The sequence below is a fragment of the Mycobacterium sp. genome (assembly GCF_965229105.1).
Classification (GTDB): Bacteria; Actinomycetota; Actinomycetes; order Mycobacteriales; family Mycobacteriaceae; genus Mycobacterium.
Window position 1 is genome coordinate 5,725,818 of sequence record NZ_OZ245858.1, and the last position, 17,916, is coordinate 5,743,733.

Genomic DNA, 17,916 nt, shown 5'->3' on the forward strand with positions numbered 1-17,916 from the left:
ACGGGCTTCGGGTCCCGGAGACCCGAAGTTACACACGCGTGTGAAACTTTTTAGTTTGCTGCTGCAGGCAGCCCTTACCCACAATAGAACCAAAACTCATGAATCTTGTTGAAGAACTACTCAAACTCCCAGACGACGATCTACAGTCCGTTGTCGACCAGGTTTGCCACCGCCGGCACATGACAGTGCCCAGAACTAGCCAGATTCGGCGATACGACATCTCCCGGCGTCCATCACACCACTCCCGGGGAGATCGCCAGCCCTAGCCCCCGATTCGGGGGTCGCAATAGGTATCCTAAATGAGGACACCTCCCCATCCGTGGTGCGCGGCGTCTACTCGGTTGTGTACGCCACCACCACCCCTGACACCGCTCGCTGGCTCGGTCCGCTGCCCTCCTCCTCTTCCGGGGCGCACCGGGCAGCGGACGGTGTCAGGCCCCCATTCTCCCGCCGTGCCCGAACACGATCTTTCAAGCGATCCGTCGTGTCCGGGAAATGATCCCTCCCTCTCCGGGGATAAGCGTCTAATCCGTGCCGGGGACGCCACGGCGGGCTTAACTTCTGAAAACTGAATAGAGGCCGAATGGCAAGCGTTACAATCGATGTCAACACGCGTGTTGTTGACCGCGATCTCCGAAAATCCGCCTACGAGATCCAACGTAGCTTCCAAAATCTTGGTCAGGATGCCGGCCGCCAGTTCGGCCAAGAGTTCTCCGCTGGTGCGGAGCGCGGTAGTGACCGCGTCGTCCGGGCTATGGACCGCTCCGCTGTCGCTGTCGAGAAAGTCACCAAGGCTGAAGAGCGTCTTGCCAAGGCGCTCAAGGGCAATGACCTAGAGGCCGTGATCTCAGCCCAGGACCGGCTTGCCCGTGTTCGCCGCGATATGGCAACCCAGGACGACCGCCTGCACGCCTCCACGAGTCGCCTGGCCGCGACGATGGCCGGCGACCTCACCAACGCCGCGACGAGTGCGAGCGAGGCGGTCACCACCTTCGGGGCCTCGGCTGCCAAGACCGGCGCCAGTGTCGCGACCTTCGCACCGCTGGTCGGCGCTGCCGGTGTAGCCGTGGCCAGTCTCGGCGGTGTCGCCGCGTCAGCGGCCGGCGCCCTAAACCTGTTGCCCGCCGCCATCACTGGCGTGGCTGGTGTCGTCGGGACTCTGGCGTTAGGTCTACATGGTGTAGACGACGCGTTAGCGAATCTCTCCGATCCGCAGAAGTTCTCGGAGTCGCTGACCAAGTTGTCGTCGGGCGCCCAGCGGGCCATGCTCGCGGTCTACGGCCTGATGCCCGCTTTCACCGATCTACAGCGCGAAGTTCAGGATGACCTGTTCAAAGGCATCGGGCCTCAGCTCACCGCGACCATCAACGCCGTTCTGCCCCAAGTTCGCGAGCTGACAACCGGTATCGCGGGCGCACTGAACACCGCCCTGTCGGGCGTGATGGGCGAAGCCCAGAGCGCGTCGATAGCGACACTCGTCAAGAACATCGTGACGGCATTCCAGGATCTTGCGCCAGCGGCGGCACCGTTTATCAAGGCCATCACAGATCTCAGCTCAGCGGGCAGTGGTGCGCTGCCCATGGTGGCCACCTCGTTGACGAACGCGGCCAACGCTTTCTCTGATCTGGTCAGTGAGAGCACGGCATCGGGTGCGTTCCAGACCGCCCTGATATCCAGCCTGAACACCCTGAGTGAGTTGGTTGGTGTCGCCGAGAACTTCGTTGACTCGTTCATGCAGCTAGCGCCGATCTCCGATCGCGTGTTACCCGGTGTCGTTGACTCTCTGAACACCGTGGCTCAGATGTTGCCAACCATTGCCGACGTAGCGGTCAACGCGGGCAACGGTTTTGAGCAGTGGGTCGGCCCCTTGCAAATTGTCAAGACGATCTTCGACGGGCTCGACACCTCGGTTGGCCGTTTCGCCACGCAGGTCTCCGCGGCGCTGAGTCCGATCCAGGTGCTAACCAACGCGGTCAACAGCGTCCGATGGTTCCTTGACCCCAACTATCGGGACTCTGTGAGTCCCGAAGCAAAGGCCCAGGCCGCGCTCGACGCCGCCAAACAACGGGCCGGGATGGGTATCGGTGGTCCCGGTGGTGGACCCTTCGGGGGCACCGCGCCGCCGGTATCGAACCCGGCCGCTGATGCGTGGCTGCGCGCCGACCAGGCCGCCCGCCCACCGAGCGCCAACGGGCTGCCCCCGGGGGCTTACCGACGCCGTGACGGGTCGATCGGCTACGCCGCACCGCCGAGTGCCCAGACCGGTATCCCGTCCCCGTTGACTGGCCCTGGTGCCGGTGGTGGTGCCTCGCGCCCCGATGTGCAGGTGCCCTATCCCGGTACCGATCCGATGTCCCTGATACAGGGATTCCCGGTTACGGCGAGCCTCTACCAGTCCGCGCAATCGGTCATCGAGAGCCAGCACAAGCTGGCGCAGGACCAGGCCATCCTCAACGCTCTGGAGAAGGACAACACCGCTACAGCGGCCGAAATCCAAAAAGCCAAAAACGATCTCATCAAAGATCAGCAGGACCAACACGAGGCCGAGCTACGTCTCACCGAGGCCAAAAAGTCAGCCACCGACGCCAACCTCAAGGCGTCAAAGACAGCCGCTGACGCGTTCGCGAACATCTCGGCGGGACTTGACTCCGATCTTGGTCTGTCGAAAGGCCTGTCAGGCCTGGCAGATAACGCGGTCCGGTTCATCGGCAAGATGTTGATGGCCCCCGTGCTCGGTGCGCTCCAAGAGATGGGTGCCGGGAACGGTAAGCAGACCGGTTCGGGTCTGATCGGCATGCTCGCCTCCCGTAACGCCTCGGGACCCAGTGGTGCCGCAGGCACACCGGGGGTTGCTGACATCTCAGCATGGCAACCCGGCGGCAACGTCGCGGCGATGATGAACCTGGCGCAGGCGTCGAGCGGCAACGTGAAATACGCGGCCGCCTCCGACCTTATCCACGGCCTAGCCGACTGTTCGGGTTCGATCTCCGATCTGGTGGAGGTATTGCAGACCGGCCAGAGCAGTTCTGGCCGGCTGTTCGACACCACCGACTTCGCCACTGATGCCGACGCCGCGAAGGTGGGCGCCCTACCGGGTTACATGCCCGGTGCGCTGAACGTAGGCGTCAACCCCTACCCGGGTCAGAGCGGCCACATGGCCGCCACCCTGCCCAACGGGGTCAACTTCGAAGGCGGCGGCGCAACCGGCGGCGGCGCCCAATATGGCGGTGGCGCCGCAGGCGCACTGGACCCACAGTTCGCGAAGCAGTATTACTTCCCGATCGGCGCAGGGGCGCCCACGGTCTCCGACCTGTACAGCCCGGCCAACACCAACCCGGCGCTCAACAACCCGGTAGCCCCCGCAGGGGGCGGTCCCGGCCCCATCGCGGGTAACCAACCGCAGGGATATCCACTCCCTGTCAGTCCTGCCGGTCCATTGCAGTACGCAACACCGCCGCAACCTGCTTGGCAGCCTTCAGGCGGCGGCTACAAGGGTGTGGGCGGCGCACCGATGGCAGCGCTATCGGCTGCCACATCGATGATCCCAGGCGCGGGCGCTGCGGCTGAGACGGCTTCGCAGCTCATCAACCGCACGGTCGGATTCGCCGGTCAAGCCGCGTCCATCGGAATCTCCGGTCTGCTAGAGACTTTCGGCCTCGGTGACACCTTGGGCAATCTGCAAAATTCATGGCCCGGTCGCATCCTGTCCGGTTTTGCCGGCGCGGGTGCCGCACTGCCGAACTCCGCTGGGGAGAACAAGACCCCAGTCCAGCAGTCCGTCAATGACGGCAAGAACGCCGTGCAGACCCAACAGGCCAAGGGTGGTCCGACGGTCAATATCGAGAACTTCACCCAAGCGCCAAATCGCAACGGCCAACAGGCCGCTAAGGAACTCGCCTACATGTCATACGCCAAGGGCGGTCGGTAGGTCATGGTCAGACGGCCATGCCTGACGGCTGGCTGTACCGGGTTCGCCATGTCGAATTCTCGGTGCCGCGCGTGTCATCGCGCGCGGCGCCGGGATACCTATGACCACCCGGACTACCGCCGCTGGGGAAGACCCGCTGGCCCTTGTCAATTGCGCATCCTCTGCGATGGAGCGCCCGCCACAAGTTGGGATCACCAGGACGGCAACCCGTTCAACCACGCACTGTCCAACCGCCTTCCCGCCTGCGGGCGCTGCAACAGCTCAAAAGGAAACAACCACATTTGACCTCTTCAAACCGGGAAATCCGCGACGCGCTATTCGAAGCGATCAACGACGACACGGAGCTACTGCGAGAGCTAGAAGCCATCCCCGACAAGGTCGCTGAGACCGTCCGCGAATACACCCCCGTGTTGAGCGGCGAGACCGTTAAGAGCATCGAAGTCAAGGCCCGCCGTACCGCCATCAGGAAACTGACCACCCGCCGCGTTTCACTCGGTGAGGTGTACTCCGACGACGACCCCGAACGGGTCAACGCCATCGAGTTCGGGCGCGGCGAGACCGACAAGCACGGTGGTACACCCGAATTCGGCATGTTCCGCAGAGCCGCAGCGGCGTGGAACGCCGCAGAGTTCTAGGTGGCGCTGGCCGCCGGCCCCAAGACACGCAACCTCAAACCGCTACCGCCCAAACAGGACCCCGTGCCGTGGATAGAGCACGCCACGGGGGAGTCCCTATACGGCTGGCAGCGGCAGATTCTGTGCGATCTCGCGGCCGATCAACGCCCCCGAGTGGCCTACGTCCAGGTGCCCAGAAAGAACGGAAAGACCCGACTGGCAGCGGCATTGGCGCTCTGCGAAGTCTGCCTCAAGCAACGCCGTCACGTCTACGCCATCGCTGACAGCGAGCGCAACCTCAACAGCGTTCTCATCCGCGAACTACGGGATCTGATCGGCGGCAGCGAACACCTCCGCGAATCGATACACGTCTTCAAAGACAAGATCGAAGTGCCTGAGACCGGGTCATTTATCCAGACCCGGCCCAACAACTTCCAGGCAAGTCAAGGTGTTAACCCGCACCTGGTCCTCTTCGATGAGGTCCACCTCCAACGGGACGACACCGTCTGGTCAGGGATGCAGATGGCGGGCGCAGCCCGCACCGATGCCCTTCTCTTCGGTATCACCACACCGGGCTATGACCTGACCAGCATGGCCCACGGGCTCTACACCTCGGTCAAGGCCGATGACCCGACCATCTACGGGAAGATCTACGAGGCCGACCCCGCATGGCCGATCGATGATCTGGACAACCTGCGGCGGGCCAACCCGTGTTATGACCGGCCCGGGTTCGCCGAGGCGTTGGAGTTCGACCTAAGTCGACTGCCGGAACATGAGTTCTGGCGGTTCCGGGCCGGGGTGTGGACAGCCACCGAATCCGCCTGGCTGCCACACGGCAAGTGGGATTCGCTCGCGGCGCCCATCGGTGAGCCACCAAGCGGCACAAAGGTTTTCCTGGGATTCGACGGCTCGTATTCCGGCGACAGTACTGCGCTCATGGGGTGCACCGATGAGGGCCATATCTTTGTCGTGGGCTGCTGGGAGAACCCCGGTCGCAAGGGCTGGCGTGTCCCACGTGACGAGGTCAATCAGACTGTTGCCGAGGCGATGACACGGTGGAACGTCCGCGAGCTGGTCTGTGACCCGCCGTACTGGGAGCGAGAGATCGCAGAATGGTCGGCCCGCTGGCCAGACAAGGTCACCGAGTTCCCGACCTACAGCCGTGCACGCATGGCGCCGGCCACCACCGCGTTCTACGCCGCGGTCATGGATGGTCGCATCACCCACGACGGCGACCCACGACTGGCACGCCACGTCGCCAACTGCGTGGTCAAGACCAGCCCGCAGGGCGACGTAATCACCAAGGCGCACAAGGATTCCCCGGCCAAGATCGACCTGGCAGTCGGGGCCGTCTTAGCACATGCCCGTGCCAGCGTGTCAGTAGCAAAGCCCAAGGCGCCCGCGTTCGTGCTCTAGCGAACTGAACGATCCAGCGAGTGTTGAGCTGGAAAGTTCTTTCCAGTTGCACATTCATGCAGGTGAGCGGGCAGTATGCCCTGTCCACGCTGCATAACCGCAGGTCAAAAGCTTGCGATCTGAACAGCCAGTTCGACCCCGGCCCTCGATTTTCCCCACTCTCACCGCCGGCTCGCTACCACGTCCAGCAAACCCATCGGCAGGCGGGGAACCGCCACAGCAAACCTCCAGGTGGTCAATTCTTTACCACCTGATCCTGAGCATCTAGGACATTCATTTGAGCTTCATCACGCGCCTGCTGCGCGTCCCCGACCCTCCCTACGAACCCCCCGAACAACGCAACATCTCGATAGCCAACCCCGGGGTGTTCGCCCTCTTCGGCGGTGGCCCGTCACTTGCCGGTGTCTCTGTCAGTGAACACTCCGTACTCGGCCTGTCGGCGGTGTGGCGCTGTGTGCAGATCATCGCCGGAGGCATTGCGACCCTGCCACTGCGGGCACTGCGAGAAGAGAACGGGATCACTCAGCGGGTGCCCTCCTGGCTCGACAATCCTGCTGGGGGCCTCACCCGATTCGAGTTGGTACAGACCACTCTCGCCCATCTGTTGTTGCACGGCAACGCATTCTGGGCGCACATCTACGGCGGCGCCGGTCAGCTACTCGGCGTTACCCCGATCCACCCCAACGCGGTGGGCATCGATCTCGACAAGGCGGGCAACAAGACCTATCGCGTGAGCTTGCAGGACGGCAGTACGAAGCTGTTCACCGATCAGACCATGACGCATATCAGGAGTCTGGCAACTGACGGTGTCCGCGGGCTGTCACCGTTGCACTTGGCCCGTAACGGTGTCTTCGGCATCGCCTTGGCCGCCGACAAGAGCGCTCAAGGTTTGTTCACTTCCGGCGGCCTGATGTCCGCGATTGTCACCGTTGACGAAGAACTCACCGAGGACGAAGCGCGGGAACTTAAAGAGGGCCTGGACCGCAAGGTGGCGGGCGTCAACAACGCAGGCGAGATCGCCTTTATCAATCGCAACGTCAAGATAACCCCCTGGCAAGCGTCGAACGAAGACCTCCAGTGGTTGCAGTCCCGACAGTTCCAAAAGTCCGAGATCGCAACATGGTTCGGCATCCCCGACAGCCTGGTCGGCCTTTCCGAAAAGCAATCATCGTGGGGTACCGGCATCCGTGAGATGCACGAGGCCATGGCCACATGGACCTTCAAGCTATGGACAGCGCCGATCGAAGATCGATTGTCGTTGCTGTTCCCGGCCAACGTCAAAGCCGAGTTCGACTATCGGGCCTTGCTGTCGCCGTCGCCTGAGACCGAGATCAATCTTCTCATCGCGCAGGTGGACGCCGGCCTACTCACCAACGCCGAAGCACGGGCAATCCTCAATAGAGCACCCCTGCCGGAACCCACCACCCTGCAGGAGATCCCAGCATGAGCCAATCACGCTTGAGCGTCGAGATCCGCTCCGAGATCACCGGCAACAAACTGACCGGCCTCGCGGCCGTCTTCGGCTCCTATGCGGATATTGGAACCTACCTAGAAACACTGGCCCCCAGCGCATTCGACGCGGTCCTAGCCGATCCCGCCACCGATGTCCGCGCCTATTACCAGCATGATTCCGCGATGCTACTGGGCCGGCAATCCTCGGGGACGCTACGGCTTAGTGCCGATACCCACGGGCTGGCTTTCGAGCTGGATCTCCCGAACACCACCTACGCGAACGATCTTCGCGAGTTGGCGTCGCGGGGTGACCTCACCGGCATGAGTTTCGGATTCATTGCTGGGCAAGAGGAATGGGGCACCGTCGGCAACCGCGACGTACGTACGCACGTATCAGTCGCCCGCCTCATCGAAATCAGCCCAGTCTCACTACCCGCATATGCGGACACCTCGGTCCAGCTCCGATCGCTGACCGAGATCACCACACCGGCTATCGATGGCCGCACTCAGATGTTCCGCGCATGGTTCGCGGCTCACCACCGAAAGGTTTAGAAAATTGAATAAGGAACAGATCCTCGCGCGTCTCGCCGAGCTGAACACCGCGACCGAGACCCGCTCGCTCACCGATGACGAGTCGGCCGAAGTCACCACCCTGCAAGGGGATCTCAAGCGCGCCAACGATACCGAGCAGTTCCGCGCGGCCTATCAGTCCTACGTGACCCCGGTCAATCACGTCGGTGTCCACGTCGCCACCCAGAAGCAGGACGACACCCTGGACCGGGCGTTCGATGCCTATCTGCGCACCGGCCAGCCCAACGCCGACATTGCTGAGCTTCGCGCGCAGGGCAGCGGCGACAGTGCGGGCGGGTACACCGTGGCCCCGGCGTTCCGGCAGAAGCTCGTTGAGGTTCAGAAGGCCTTCGGCGGTCTGGCTGCCGAAGTCGAGACCATCAATACCGAGACCGGCGCCGATCTCGAATTCCCGTCCAACGATGACACCGGGGCTTCTGGCACGATCACCGCTGAATCGGCGGCGTTCTCCAGCGGATCGGATTTAACGTTTGGCACAGTGGCTCTCAAGGCGTTCAAGTACACCAGCGCTGGCGCGAGCAACCTGCCCCTGCGGGTGCCCGTAGAACTCTTGCAGGATTCAGCGTTCGATGTAGGGGCCTACGTCGCCAAGGCTCTGGGCACTCGCATCGCCCGGAAACAGGCCAGCGACTTCGCCGTAGGTGGTGGCACCACCCTGCCCTTCGGGATCTGCCATGCCGGCCTCACCGAAGACAAGGCACTGACCACCACCACTACGATCACCTACGCTGATCTGTTGGACCTGGAGGCCGCGCTGGACCCAAGTTACGAACAGAACGCCCGCTGGGTCATGAATAAAGCGACGTGGACCAAGATCCGCAAGCTCGAAGACGACAACGGCCGACCGCTGATCTTCGATCAGGCGGCGTCGGGCATCGGTGGCGCACCACAGAAAACGCTGCTGGGATACCCTGTGGTACTCGATCAGCAGATGCCCAATGCCACAGGCGATTCCACCAACTTCGCGATCCTTGGCGACCTAAAAGAATCGTATTTGATCCGCAGGGTCGCACCGCTGACCGTGGTCGTTAACCCATGGACCCGCGCCGGCAATGGCGAAGTTGAGTTTGTAGCCTGGGAGAGGGCTGACGGGAACATTCAGAACCGCAAGGCCTACACCGTTCTCGCCACCCAGGACGTGTAATGAGCTGGGCGACAAGCTATGCCAAGGATATCGACCTCGCAAGCTGGCTCCGCATCGACGCCGACGATGCGGAGCTGGCGTTGGTCTGCGACGCAGCCTCCCGTGCCGTGGACAGGGCCACCGGGAGGCAGTTTGGTGTCACCGAGCCGGAAGAGCGCACTTACCAGGCCGAACACTTCCGGGGCCGAACGCTGGTCAACATCGATGACCTTATGACGACCGACGATCTGCTGATCGAGGTCGACGGCACCGAGGTCACCGACTTCACCCTGTGCCCGCCAAACGCGAGCCAAAAGGGTAAGCCGTGGACACATTTGACGATTCCGGGTGCTGTCCATGGGTGGGTTGTGATCACCGCCAGGTGGGGTCAGCCCACACCCGAGGCCATCAAGATGGCCTGCCTGATTCAAGCGGGCCGGTGGTACGACCGCCGTACCAACCCCGCCGGATCGCTCACCACCAAGCGCGTTGATGTTGTCGAATATCAGTGGTCGGCTGCCCAGCCACAGGATTTGGACCCCGACGTGCTGGCCAGTATCGCGCCATTCCGCAAGCTGTGGTTTGCGTTCTAAAAATTCGTCTTTTCGGTTCTGGCGTACCCGATAATTGATCTCGACAGTGGGACGAGAAAGGAACTGGCAATGGACGAGCACGAATGGGGTCACGCCGAAGTGGGCTTCCCCGATTGGAAGGGAACCGCGCAGCTCGACGAGAAGCTCACCGGGCCGGAGAGCATCTACGACTGGACTGGGGTTGACGAAGACGAGTTCCAGATCATCGGGTTCAGCTTCGGTGGTGGAGAGTCTGGCGTGCACGACCCGCACGTCATCGCCGTGCGGAAGTCTGAACGTGGCGACCGGCACATCTCGGATATCTCAGATATCCGGGCGGTCGATATCCAGATTCACGATGTTGACCCGTTTGAGTTGCTGCTCAAGATGACTCACTACTTGGACGTGCGTTTCCGCCTCCGCGCTGTCGAGAATGCGACCATTACAATCACCGAACTGCTGGACAGCCCGCCGCAGGAGTAGGGCAGGCACAAGAAACCGCCCCCGTCGTAGTGACGGGGGCGGTTCTTTTTGCGGGCGGTTAGCGAGAGCCGGTGCCATCGCCGTTACGCGCGCGATCCGGCTTGCCGTAACCCTGCCCCGACTTCGGGGTTGGGGGCATCGGCTCACCCTTCACGACAGTCCGGTCCTTGCCTATGTCGCCGCCACGGGGGCCGACGATCGGATACAGACCTGATGCCGGGGCCTTTTCGCCCGGCCTCAATACCTTGCCCATGTGGGCACTCCATTCTTCGCACCTTGCCCAAATGCGCCGGGGCACTACAGGTGTTCGAGTTGACGGAGCGTCCGGTACGACTACAGTGGGTATTCCTTAGGTACACCACAGCACCCCGTATCCGGCGCTCAACACCGCGCTTGATGCGGGGTGTTGCTCACTGCGATCAGTATGCACCCTCGGCACGACATTTTGGGGCGTGGCGCGCCGTATATTGTGGTTCTTTTTTTTCTAGCCCCTACATGTTGTGCCTAGATGCTCAACGGACGTAACCCACCACTATATCGAAGTGCTCCGACAGCCGGAGAATTGAATTTACCGGCCGTCCAATGCCCGCATCCGGCACCGCTCACCCACGGGCGGCGTGAACGCAGTCGCCTCACAGATCAGGCCCCCACGATCGACTGACTGCCTTTGATCGATTGATGGTAGAAACTGCCCCCCGCTTCGGCGGCAGGCAGTTTCTGCGCTTCGAGGGTTTTCGCAGTGCTAGTGCGTGACGGATTTCGGCGATGATCTCGTCAGCGATCACGGCATCGAATTCGGAGCCAGATGTCTCGGCGTAGAACCGGCGCAGGTCGGGTTCGTATGCCGAGGCTCGCGCGATAGCGGCGCGTGCATCGGCCACGGCCTTGATGTATCTCTCTGTGCCATCTTGGCCAAGCCGGGATATGAACTCGGTGTACTCATCGTTGGTTGCACCCGTCCACGGGCCGACCTGCCCGATGTAATCCTTACTGGCCGCAGCGACGGCCACCGCCGCTATGGCGTCGTGGTAGATGTCCTCGATACGTGTTCGATTGCGTGAGTGAACATTGAGCCAGTAGGTAATAGCGGCGCCGGCCAACACTGAGAGAACCGGGATCAACGCTAACGCCGCCGTCATGAGGCAATCGTAGAGAGCTAACGGGTCTATGTTTCAGTCTTCATCGTCCACTTGCGGGAATCTCGGCAAGTCGTCAACGCGGTCGCCCTCGAATTTTGTTGCCATCACGTGAATAGTGCTCGATGGCCCAGAGCCATCCCACTTACGGAATGCGACAACAGAGGCGAAGGCGTCAACTCCCTTGGGCATTCGATACCGCACCTCGAATGTCTCTTTGGGGGAGAGCGATTCCCCTTGGCGCGCAATGTTCAAGAGGTATCTTGACGCATCGACGCTTTGGAGGTTTGCACGATGCTCCGTATATGCGCCACGAAAGCCACCAGTGCGCCAGCCCGTTTTGTGGACGAGAATGGGCGCGGTCGTCTCAATCTGGAATGACAAGCGCTCAGCCCAGAAGTTTGCAGAAAACACGAGAGTCCCGAGATTGACGCGGGTCGGGTGCCGTTCGCACCGTACGACCAGATTAGGTTCATCCTCGACTTTGCGATCAGCGAAGCGCCCATCGATCGCGGCTTTCATCTCGGGGAGCCACTTATCTTGGGTGAGCTTTGTCAGATCGATGTGCTTCTTATCTCGGAGGAACGGCGGCAGGGCGTCCAGGCCTTCCACGATCACCGGGATGACAAAATCAGGCTTTACGCCCTGTATGTCGAGGGTGAGCGCATCGCGAAGTTCGGCGAGAACCCACGGCTTCTTGATCGAAGTTGGCGACAGAAAAACTAGGAACTTCTCTGCCCCATCCATACCCTGCCCGATCTTCTCAAGCAGGCTTTGGCCGCTCACGATCTCGAATTCGTCAAGCCACGGCTCGACCTCGGGATAGGTATCAGTAAGCAATCGCAGCACTTGGCGAACAATCGGTTTGTCCTCGGATGCGTGGCTAAAGAAAACTCTCGCATTTGCGGTCACGGGTTCACGCTACTGATTGCATCCGACATATCACCCTTACCGCCCATCCAACGCCCGCGACCGGCAACCCTCACCGAGGGCCAGGCGTGTAGACCGTCGCTCCGCAGCAGACATAGATGTGTCCGGTGGATGGTCACGTAGTCACAGTGCTGCGACCCGACCACGATGCCCTGGGCAGCAAAAGGCCCGCGCCGCCGAAATGGCGCGGGCCAGAGCTTTGTGCGCTAGATAGTGCGTCGCAAACTTCGCAGAATTCTCCGCGTTTATAGACGCTAGGTGTTGTCCATCAGCAACTCGATGAGCTGCTTGGCTGCTTCCTTACCAATCTGGAAAGCCATGCCGTTCCGCAGACTCCGCATCATGCCACTGTTGCGCTGTTTAGCCCGCTCAAAGACTTCATCGACGGTCGGGGTGTCGTCGGGTATTCCCTCCTTTCGTGACCCGCTGACTTGGGGATTCTTTTCCGGGTGGGACATGATCGCCCTCTCGGTGCCTGTGTTGATAGCACCCACACAGAGTCGTTGCGGGACCATCGAACGGGGCCAGGCGTTACCCCGTGGTCTTCTCCTTCTCCTGGCTTACTTCTCGGTATGCCTCAAGCCCATTGAGCACCAAGGCGCGGATCGCGGATGAACGCGTTGCCCCTGGGACTCCCTGTTGCTTGCAAAACTCGACGAATGTGTCGAGGGCAACTGACTCAGACGGCGTGAATTTCGCCTGGGCCACAACCGAGCGGGTTTCAGGCTTCTGAAACCCAGCCAGTTGATGGACAGTCATTTGGTCGTCTCCAATCTGTAGGTGGGTGGGTGTGTCTATTTATTGGAGCGATGTCGCGGCTTATCGGCTCGCTGGCCGTTAGCTTCCGATCTGGATGACCGAAAAAACACCGCCACGACAATGCTCTCGACTGCGTCCGGTTTGGCTTCCGCACCGAACGCGCCGACCCAATCTCTTAGTCGTTCACTTCTGCATGCTCTCTCCTGTTCTTCCGCCGGTACCCTATTGCCGGCACTGCCCACTCTACCCTATGGTGGTGGATCTAAGGGTGATGAAAAGGTATTACCTTAGTGTCAGGTCCAGCTAGTCCACGCGGGGCGGGGTCTACCTCGCCACCACGGCCCTAAAGTGTCTTTCACAAAGTCGTTGTCATCATTTGCTCAAGACATTCTGGGGTGGCCAACGCGGATGGCGCGATACACAGCACCCCGACGGCACCATCACCTGGACCGCACCCAACGGCCAGACCTACATCACCCGCCCAGGGAGCCGAATCCTCTTCCCCGCCTTGTGCGTTCCCACTGGCGAACTACCTCCGCCCGTCCCACGCGCAGACACACTCGCCAATGCCACCACGATGAGCTTCGCCCGACGACGAACCCGGGCCGAACAGCACGCCGCCCGCATCAAAGCCGAGCGGGCACTCAACGACGCTCATGTCGCCGAAGTGCAAGAGCCACCACCGTTTTAACGGTCCGGGTTGACCGTTCGGCCATAGTGGCGGCGCGCCTTCATCCGGTTACCGCACCCGCTCATCGAGCACCACCGTCCGGTCCCGCCGCGGCTGCGGTCGACCAGGAACAGGCGGCATTCGCCATTGGCGCAAGCCCGTAAGCGGCCAGGGCGTTCGTTCTGCAGCTCACCCCAGGCCAGCACCACCTGCGCCGGCCAGTCGGTCGTCTCACCCAGCGTCCAGACCAGTCCGTCACCGTCCAGCATCGGCACCTTGTGCACCGATCGGAGGTAGCGATTGAGCACCGCGGCGTCGGCCTCACCACGGACGACCCGCTGCAGATCGTCGCGCACCAGACGGACCGCGGCGATATCGGCGTCACCCCCGTGGTCGCGCACCCAGGCCGTGGCGTCTGCATCGACGGCAAGTACGTCGGTATCTGCGCCGTCGACGACCGGCGTGGTGTTCAGCAGGTCGAGCAGCACCGCTGACCAGTCGACTTCCATGCTAACCACCATAGATCATTTGACAGGTTAGAGTCCACGGTGTTCACTACGCATAACCGTCATAGTCACTCAAAGGGGTTAGTCATGGTCACTCGTCACCGCTTCGCCGACGTCGCCGGCCGGCAGATCTTCTACCGCGAGGCGGGCCCCGCGGACGACCCCGCCATCGTCTTGCTGCACGGCACCCCCGCCAGCTCGCACATGTACCGCAACCTCATCCCCGCGCTGGCCGACCGCTACCGCGTCATCGCTCCCGATTACCCCGGCTTCGGCCACTCCGAGGCGCCCACAGTCGACGACTTCGACTACACCTTCGATACCCTGGCCGACCACATCGACGGGCTGCTCGATCAGCTGGGCCTGACGCGATATGCACTGTATGTGCAGGACTACGGCGCCCCCGTGGGTTGGCGCCTGGCGCTACGGCATCCGGAGCGAGTCACGGCGATCGTCTCCCAGAACGGCAATGCTTATGTCGAGGGCTTCGTCGGCGATGCCATGGAACCGCTGTTCACCTATGGCCGCGACCGCTCCGAGGCCAACGCCGCGGCATTGCGTGGCCTGATCAGTCTGGACGGGATCAAATGGCAATACACCCATGGTGTTTCGGATCCCAGCGTCATCGATCCTGACGCCTGGGTCAACGCCCATGCCGCAGTCGCGGGCAGTGAAGACGCGGTCGCGATTCAGCTGGCACTATTCGCCGACTACATCACCAATGTCGAGTTATATCCCCGCGTGCACGAATACTTCCGCTCGTCCCATGTGCCGCTGCTGGCGGTATGGGGTCGAAACGATCAGATCTTCGGTCCGGCAGGCGCTTTGGCATTCGGCGGTGATTTGCCGCAGGCCGAGATCAACCTGCTCGACGGCGGCCATTTCCTCTTGGAGAGCCGCCTCGACGCCACTGTGGCACTGATCCGGCCGTTCCTGGCCGAACACGCACGGTAGTGCGCTATTCGACGGTGACGGACTTGGCCAGGTTACGCGGTTTGTCGACATCGTAGCCGCGGGCCTGCGCGACAGCCGCGGCGAACACCTGCATCGGAATGGTCGACAGTAGTGGCTGGAAAAGTGTTGACACCGCCGGTATTTCGATCATGTGATCGGCGTAGGGCCGCACCGTCTCGTCGCCCTCCTCGGCGATCACGATGGTCAGCGCTCCGCGGGCCTGGATCTCGCGGATATTGCTCAGCATCTTCGAGTGCAGCATGGCCGCACCCTTGGGTGAGGGCATCACGACGATCACCGGCAGGCCATCCTCGATCAACGCGATCGGGCCGTGCTTGAGCTCACCTGCGGCGAAACCCTCGGCGTGCATGTAGGCCAGTTCCTTGAGCTTGAGCGCGCCCTCGAGGGCCACCGGATAGCCGACGTGCCGCCCGAGGAACAACACGGTCTGCGACTGGGCAAACCGGTGCGCCAGCGCCGACACCGGTTCCATGCAGGCCAACACCCGGGTGATCAACTCGGGCATCGCTTCGAGCTCGTTGAATTCCCGCTCGACCTCGTCGGGGTATTTCGTCCCGCGGGCCTGTGCCAGCGCCAGTCCCACCAGGTAATTGGCGGCAACCTGTGCCAGGAAGGTCTTGGTCGACGCGACACCGATCTCCGGTCCGGCGCGAGTGTAGAGCACCGCGTCGCACTCCCGCGGAATCTGGCTGCCGTTGGTGTTGCAAATGGCCAGGACTTTGGCCTTCTGCTCCTTGGCATGCCGGACCGCTTCGAGGGTATCGGCCGTCTCACCGGACTGCGAGATGGCAACCACCAGGGTGCTGCGGTCCAAAACCGGGTCACGGTAACGGAATTCGCTGGCCAGCTCGACTTCGACAGGTAACCGCGTCCAGTGTTCGATGGCGTATTTGGCCAACAGCCCGGAGTGATACGCGGTACCGCAGGCGACGACGAACACCTTGTCGATCTCGCGTAGTTCCTGATCGGAGAGGCGCTGCTCGTCGAGCACGATCCGTCCGTCGACGAAATGTCCGAGCAGGGTGTCGGCGACCGCGGCGGGCTGCTCGGCGATCTCCTTGAGCATGAAGTATTCGTAACCACCCTTTTCGGCGGCCGACAGATCCCAATCGATGTGAAACTCGCGGTACTCGACGTCGGGGTTGCCGTGGAAGTCGGTGATCGTGTAGCCGTCAGCAGTCAGCACCACGGCCTGGTCCTGCCCGAGTTCGACGGCGTTGCGGGTGTACTCGATGAAGGCGGCGACGTCGGAGCCGAGGAACATCTCCCCCTGACCCACCCCAATCACCAGCGGTGTCGAACGCCTGGCGGCAACGATGGTGTCCGGGTCGTCGGCACTGGCGAAGACCAAGGTGAAATGGCCCTCCAACCGGGGCAACACCGCCATCACCGAACCGACGAAATCACCGGCCGTGGGCCCGTGGTGGTACTGCCAGGACACCAGGTGCACCGCGACCTCGGTGTCGGTATCGCTGGCGAACTCGACGCCGGTGAGCTCCAGCTCAGCCCGCAGCGAGGCGAAGTTCTCGATGATGCCGTTGTGAACCACCGCGATCTTGCCCGCGGCGTCCCGGTGTGGGTGCGCATTGCGGTCGGTGGGACGCCCGTGGGTGGCCCAGCGGGTGTGTCCCACGCCCGTGGTTCCCACCAACGACTCCGGGTCAGTCTCGGTCAGCGCCGTTTCGAGGTTGATCAGCCGACCCGCGCGCCTGCGTACCGTCATTCCGCCATGGCCGTCGAGCAGAGCCACTCCTGAGGAGTCGTAACCCCGATATTCCATCCGGCGCAACGCGTCGATGACGACATCGCGGGCAGGCCGCTGCCCTACGTAGCCGACAATTCCGCACATGGATGTCCAGAGTAGTGCAGGCGGCCGGCCTGCCCCCGAATCCTGCTGTTGAGCTAACGTCATCGGGTGGCCAGCACCAAGAAGCTCGTCGGCGCCTTGACCCGACGCGGTCCGCACCGCATTCTGCTCGGTGACCTGGCATTTGCCGGTCTGCCCGGTATCCTCTACACCCCGGAATCCGGCCTGAATCTGCCTGCGGTGGCGTTCGGCCACGATTGGCTCACATCCGCTGATCACTACGCGGGCACGCTGGAACATCTGGCGACGTGGGGCATCGTCGCCGCGGCACCCGATACCGAGAAGGGGTTGGCGCCCTCAGTGCTCAACCTGGCGTTCGACCTGGGCACGACGCTGGACATCGTGACCGGGGTGCGGCTGGGCCCAGGCAAGATCAGCGTGCATCCGGCCAAGTTGGCGGTGGCCGGCCATGGTTTCGGCGCATCAGCTGCGGTGTTCGCCGCGGCCGGGATGCCCGGCCGGGTCAAGTCGGTGGCCGCCGTATTTCCTGCCGTCACCAAGCCGCCCGCCGAACAACCCGCCGCGGCGCTGACCGTTCCCGGCGTGGTGTTCAGCGCGCCGGGAGATACCACCACCCTGCGGTCGAATTCGCTCACGCTGGCGCGGGTCTGGGATGGCGCAGAGCTGCGGATTGTCAGCAAGGGCGAGGCCGACGGCCTGGCCGAGGGGCGCCGGATCGCGAAGTTCGCGGGACTGCCCGGTTCGGACCGCCGGACCCAGAAAACGGTGCGGGCGCTACTGACCGGCTATCTGTTGTACACACTGACCGGCGACAAGACCTACAAGGACTTCGCCGATCCCGATGTGCTCCTGCCGAAGACCGACGCCGTCGACCCCGAACTGACGGTGTCGACGCCGGAGGAGAAGGTCCTCGCGCTGCTGAAGACCTAGGGC

At 62.4% G+C, this 17,916-nt stretch carries 17 protein-coding genes; 11 read left to right on the forward strand and 6 right to left on the reverse strand.

Features of this window, described 5'->3' with window-relative positions:
* Positions 1 to 583 precede the first annotated feature (583 nt).
* The 8 genes from ADBZ9O_RS26930 (at position 584) to ADBZ9O_RS26965 (ending at position 10,179) form a co-directional block, all read left to right on the forward strand.
* Complete coding sequence (locus tag ADBZ9O_RS26930) at positions 584 to 3,928, forward strand: phage tail family protein (protein ID WP_526526207.1); 3,345 nt, start codon at positions 584 to 586, stop codon at positions 3,926 to 3,928.
* Positions 3,929 to 4,209: 281 nt separating this feature from the next.
* Positions 4,210 to 4,563, forward strand: a complete 354-nt coding sequence (locus tag ADBZ9O_RS26935; protein ID WP_526526209.1) for a hypothetical protein — start codon at positions 4,210 to 4,212, stop codon at positions 4,561 to 4,563.
* Positions 4,564 to 5,958 carry a terminase large subunit domain-containing protein gene (locus ADBZ9O_RS26940; protein ID WP_526526211.1) on the forward strand — a complete coding sequence of 465 codons (1,395 nt, stop codon included), beginning with the start codon at positions 4,564 to 4,566 and terminating at the stop codon, positions 5,956 to 5,958.
* Positions 5,959 to 6,235: 277 nt separating this feature from the next.
* Positions 6,236 to 7,405 (forward strand): phage portal protein, encoded by a 1,170-nt coding sequence (locus ADBZ9O_RS26945; RefSeq protein WP_526526212.1) that lies wholly within the window; start codon positions 6,236 to 6,238, stop codon positions 7,403 to 7,405.
* Entirely contained in the window at positions 7,402 to 7,962 is a 561-nt protein-coding gene (locus ADBZ9O_RS26950; protein ID WP_526526214.1) for an HK97 family phage prohead protease, read from the forward strand. Before ADBZ9O_RS26945 ends, ADBZ9O_RS26950 begins: the two co-directional genes overlap by 4 nt.
* 4 nt (positions 7,963 to 7,966) lie before the next feature.
* On the forward strand, positions 7,967 to 9,145 hold the full coding sequence (locus tag ADBZ9O_RS26955; protein ID WP_526526216.1) for a phage major capsid protein: 1,179 nt from the start codon (positions 7,967 to 7,969) through the stop codon (positions 9,143 to 9,145).
* Positions 9,145 to 9,717 (forward strand): hypothetical protein, encoded by a 573-nt coding sequence (locus tag ADBZ9O_RS26960; protein ID WP_526526218.1) that lies wholly within the window; start codon positions 9,145 to 9,147, stop codon positions 9,715 to 9,717. The genes ADBZ9O_RS26955 and ADBZ9O_RS26960 overlap by 1 nt, the downstream gene beginning before the upstream one ends.
* 69 nt (positions 9,718 to 9,786) lie before the next feature.
* Positions 9,787 to 10,179: a hypothetical protein gene (locus tag ADBZ9O_RS26965; protein ID WP_526526219.1), complete on the forward strand. Its 393-nt coding sequence runs from the start codon at positions 9,787 to 9,789 to the stop codon at positions 10,177 to 10,179.
* A gap of 58 nt (positions 10,180 to 10,237) precedes the next feature.
* Here the strand turns inward: ADBZ9O_RS26965 and ADBZ9O_RS26970 are convergent, their stop codons facing one another.
* The 4 genes from ADBZ9O_RS26970 to ADBZ9O_RS26985 form a co-directional block, all read right to left on the reverse strand.
* Entirely contained in the window at positions 10,238 to 10,432 is a 195-nt protein-coding gene (locus ADBZ9O_RS26970) for a hypothetical protein (RefSeq protein WP_526526221.1), read from the reverse strand.
* 379 nt (positions 10,433 to 10,811) lie between these two features.
* Positions 10,812 to 11,318 (reverse strand): hypothetical protein, encoded by a 507-nt coding sequence (locus ADBZ9O_RS26975; RefSeq protein ID WP_526526223.1) that lies wholly within the window; start codon positions 11,316 to 11,318, stop codon positions 10,812 to 10,814.
* 33 nt (positions 11,319 to 11,351) lie between these two features.
* The gene (locus tag ADBZ9O_RS26980; RefSeq protein WP_526526224.1) at positions 11,352 to 12,227 is read right to left on the reverse strand and encodes a TIR domain-containing protein; all 876 of its coding nucleotides are present in this window, start codon (positions 12,225 to 12,227) and stop codon (positions 11,352 to 11,354) included.
* 272 nt (positions 12,228 to 12,499) lie between these two features.
* Positions 12,500 to 12,739 (reverse strand): hypothetical protein, encoded by a 240-nt coding sequence (locus ADBZ9O_RS26985; RefSeq protein WP_526526226.1) that lies wholly within the window; start codon positions 12,737 to 12,739, stop codon positions 12,500 to 12,502.
* A 641-nt stretch (positions 12,740 to 13,380) separates the two neighbouring features.
* Between ADBZ9O_RS26985 and ADBZ9O_RS26990 the strand changes: the two genes are divergently transcribed.
* A complete protein-coding gene (locus ADBZ9O_RS26990; RefSeq protein ID WP_526526227.1) occupies positions 13,381 to 13,695 on the forward strand; it encodes a hypothetical protein in 315 nt (104 codons plus the stop codon).
* Here ADBZ9O_RS26990 and ADBZ9O_RS26995 read toward each other — a convergent pair.
* Positions 13,692 to 14,183: a CGNR zinc finger domain-containing protein gene (locus tag ADBZ9O_RS26995; RefSeq protein ID WP_526526228.1), complete on the reverse strand. Its 492-nt coding sequence runs from the start codon at positions 14,181 to 14,183 to the stop codon at positions 13,692 to 13,694. The genes ADBZ9O_RS26990 and ADBZ9O_RS26995 overlap by 4 nt on opposite strands.
* A gap of 84 nt (positions 14,184 to 14,267) precedes the next feature.
* Here ADBZ9O_RS26995 and ADBZ9O_RS27000 point away from each other — a divergent pair, with 84 nt between their 5' ends.
* A complete protein-coding gene (locus tag ADBZ9O_RS27000; protein WP_526526229.1) occupies positions 14,268 to 15,134 on the forward strand; it encodes an alpha/beta fold hydrolase in 867 nt (288 codons plus the stop codon).
* A gap of 4 nt (positions 15,135 to 15,138) precedes the next feature.
* Here ADBZ9O_RS27000 and glmS read toward each other — a convergent pair whose 3' ends face one another.
* A complete protein-coding gene (gene glmS / locus ADBZ9O_RS27005; RefSeq protein ID WP_526526230.1) occupies positions 15,139 to 17,004 on the reverse strand; it encodes a glutamine--fructose-6-phosphate transaminase (isomerizing) in 1,866 nt (621 codons plus the stop codon).
* A 66-nt stretch (positions 17,005 to 17,070) separates the two neighbouring features.
* On the opposite strand from glmS, the gene ADBZ9O_RS27010 reads away from it, so the two are divergent.
* Positions 17,071 to 17,913, forward strand: a complete 843-nt coding sequence (locus ADBZ9O_RS27010) for a hypothetical protein (RefSeq protein ID WP_526526231.1) — start codon at positions 17,071 to 17,073, stop codon at positions 17,911 to 17,913.
* Positions 17,914 to 17,916: the final 3 nt, after the last annotated feature.

What these genes read in the sequence shown, in the direction of transcription:
- ADBZ9O_RS26965 (WP_526526219.1), top strand. Translation starts at nt 9,787, where the DNA reads ATGGACGAGCACGAATGGGGTCACGCCGAAGTGGGCTTCCCCGATTGG.
- ADBZ9O_RS26995 (WP_526526228.1), bottom strand. Translation starts at nt 14,183, where the DNA reads ATGGAAGTCGACTGGTCAGCGGTGCTGCTCGACCTGCTGAACACCACG.
- ADBZ9O_RS26930 (WP_526526207.1), top strand. Translation starts at nt 584, where the DNA reads ATGGCAAGCGTTACAATCGATGTCAACACGCGTGTTGTTGACCGCGAT.
- ADBZ9O_RS26970 (WP_526526221.1), bottom strand. Translation starts at nt 10,432, where the DNA reads ATGGGCAAGGTATTGAGGCCGGGCGAAAAGGCCCCGGCATCAGGTCTG.
- ADBZ9O_RS26950 (WP_526526214.1), top strand. Translation starts at nt 7,402, where the DNA reads ATGAGCCAATCACGCTTGAGCGTCGAGATCCGCTCCGAGATCACCGGC.
- glmS (WP_526526230.1), bottom strand. Translation starts at nt 17,004, where the DNA reads ATGTGCGGAATTGTCGGCTACGTAGGGCAGCGGCCTGCCCGCGATGTC.
- ADBZ9O_RS27000 (WP_526526229.1), top strand. Translation starts at nt 14,268, where the DNA reads ATGGTCACTCGTCACCGCTTCGCCGACGTCGCCGGCCGGCAGATCTTC.
- ADBZ9O_RS26975 (WP_526526223.1), bottom strand. Translation starts at nt 11,318, where the DNA reads ATGACGGCGGCGTTAGCGTTGATCCCGGTTCTCTCAGTGTTGGCCGGC.
- ADBZ9O_RS26960 (WP_526526218.1), top strand. Translation starts at nt 9,145, where the DNA reads ATGAGCTGGGCGACAAGCTATGCCAAGGATATCGACCTCGCAAGCTGG.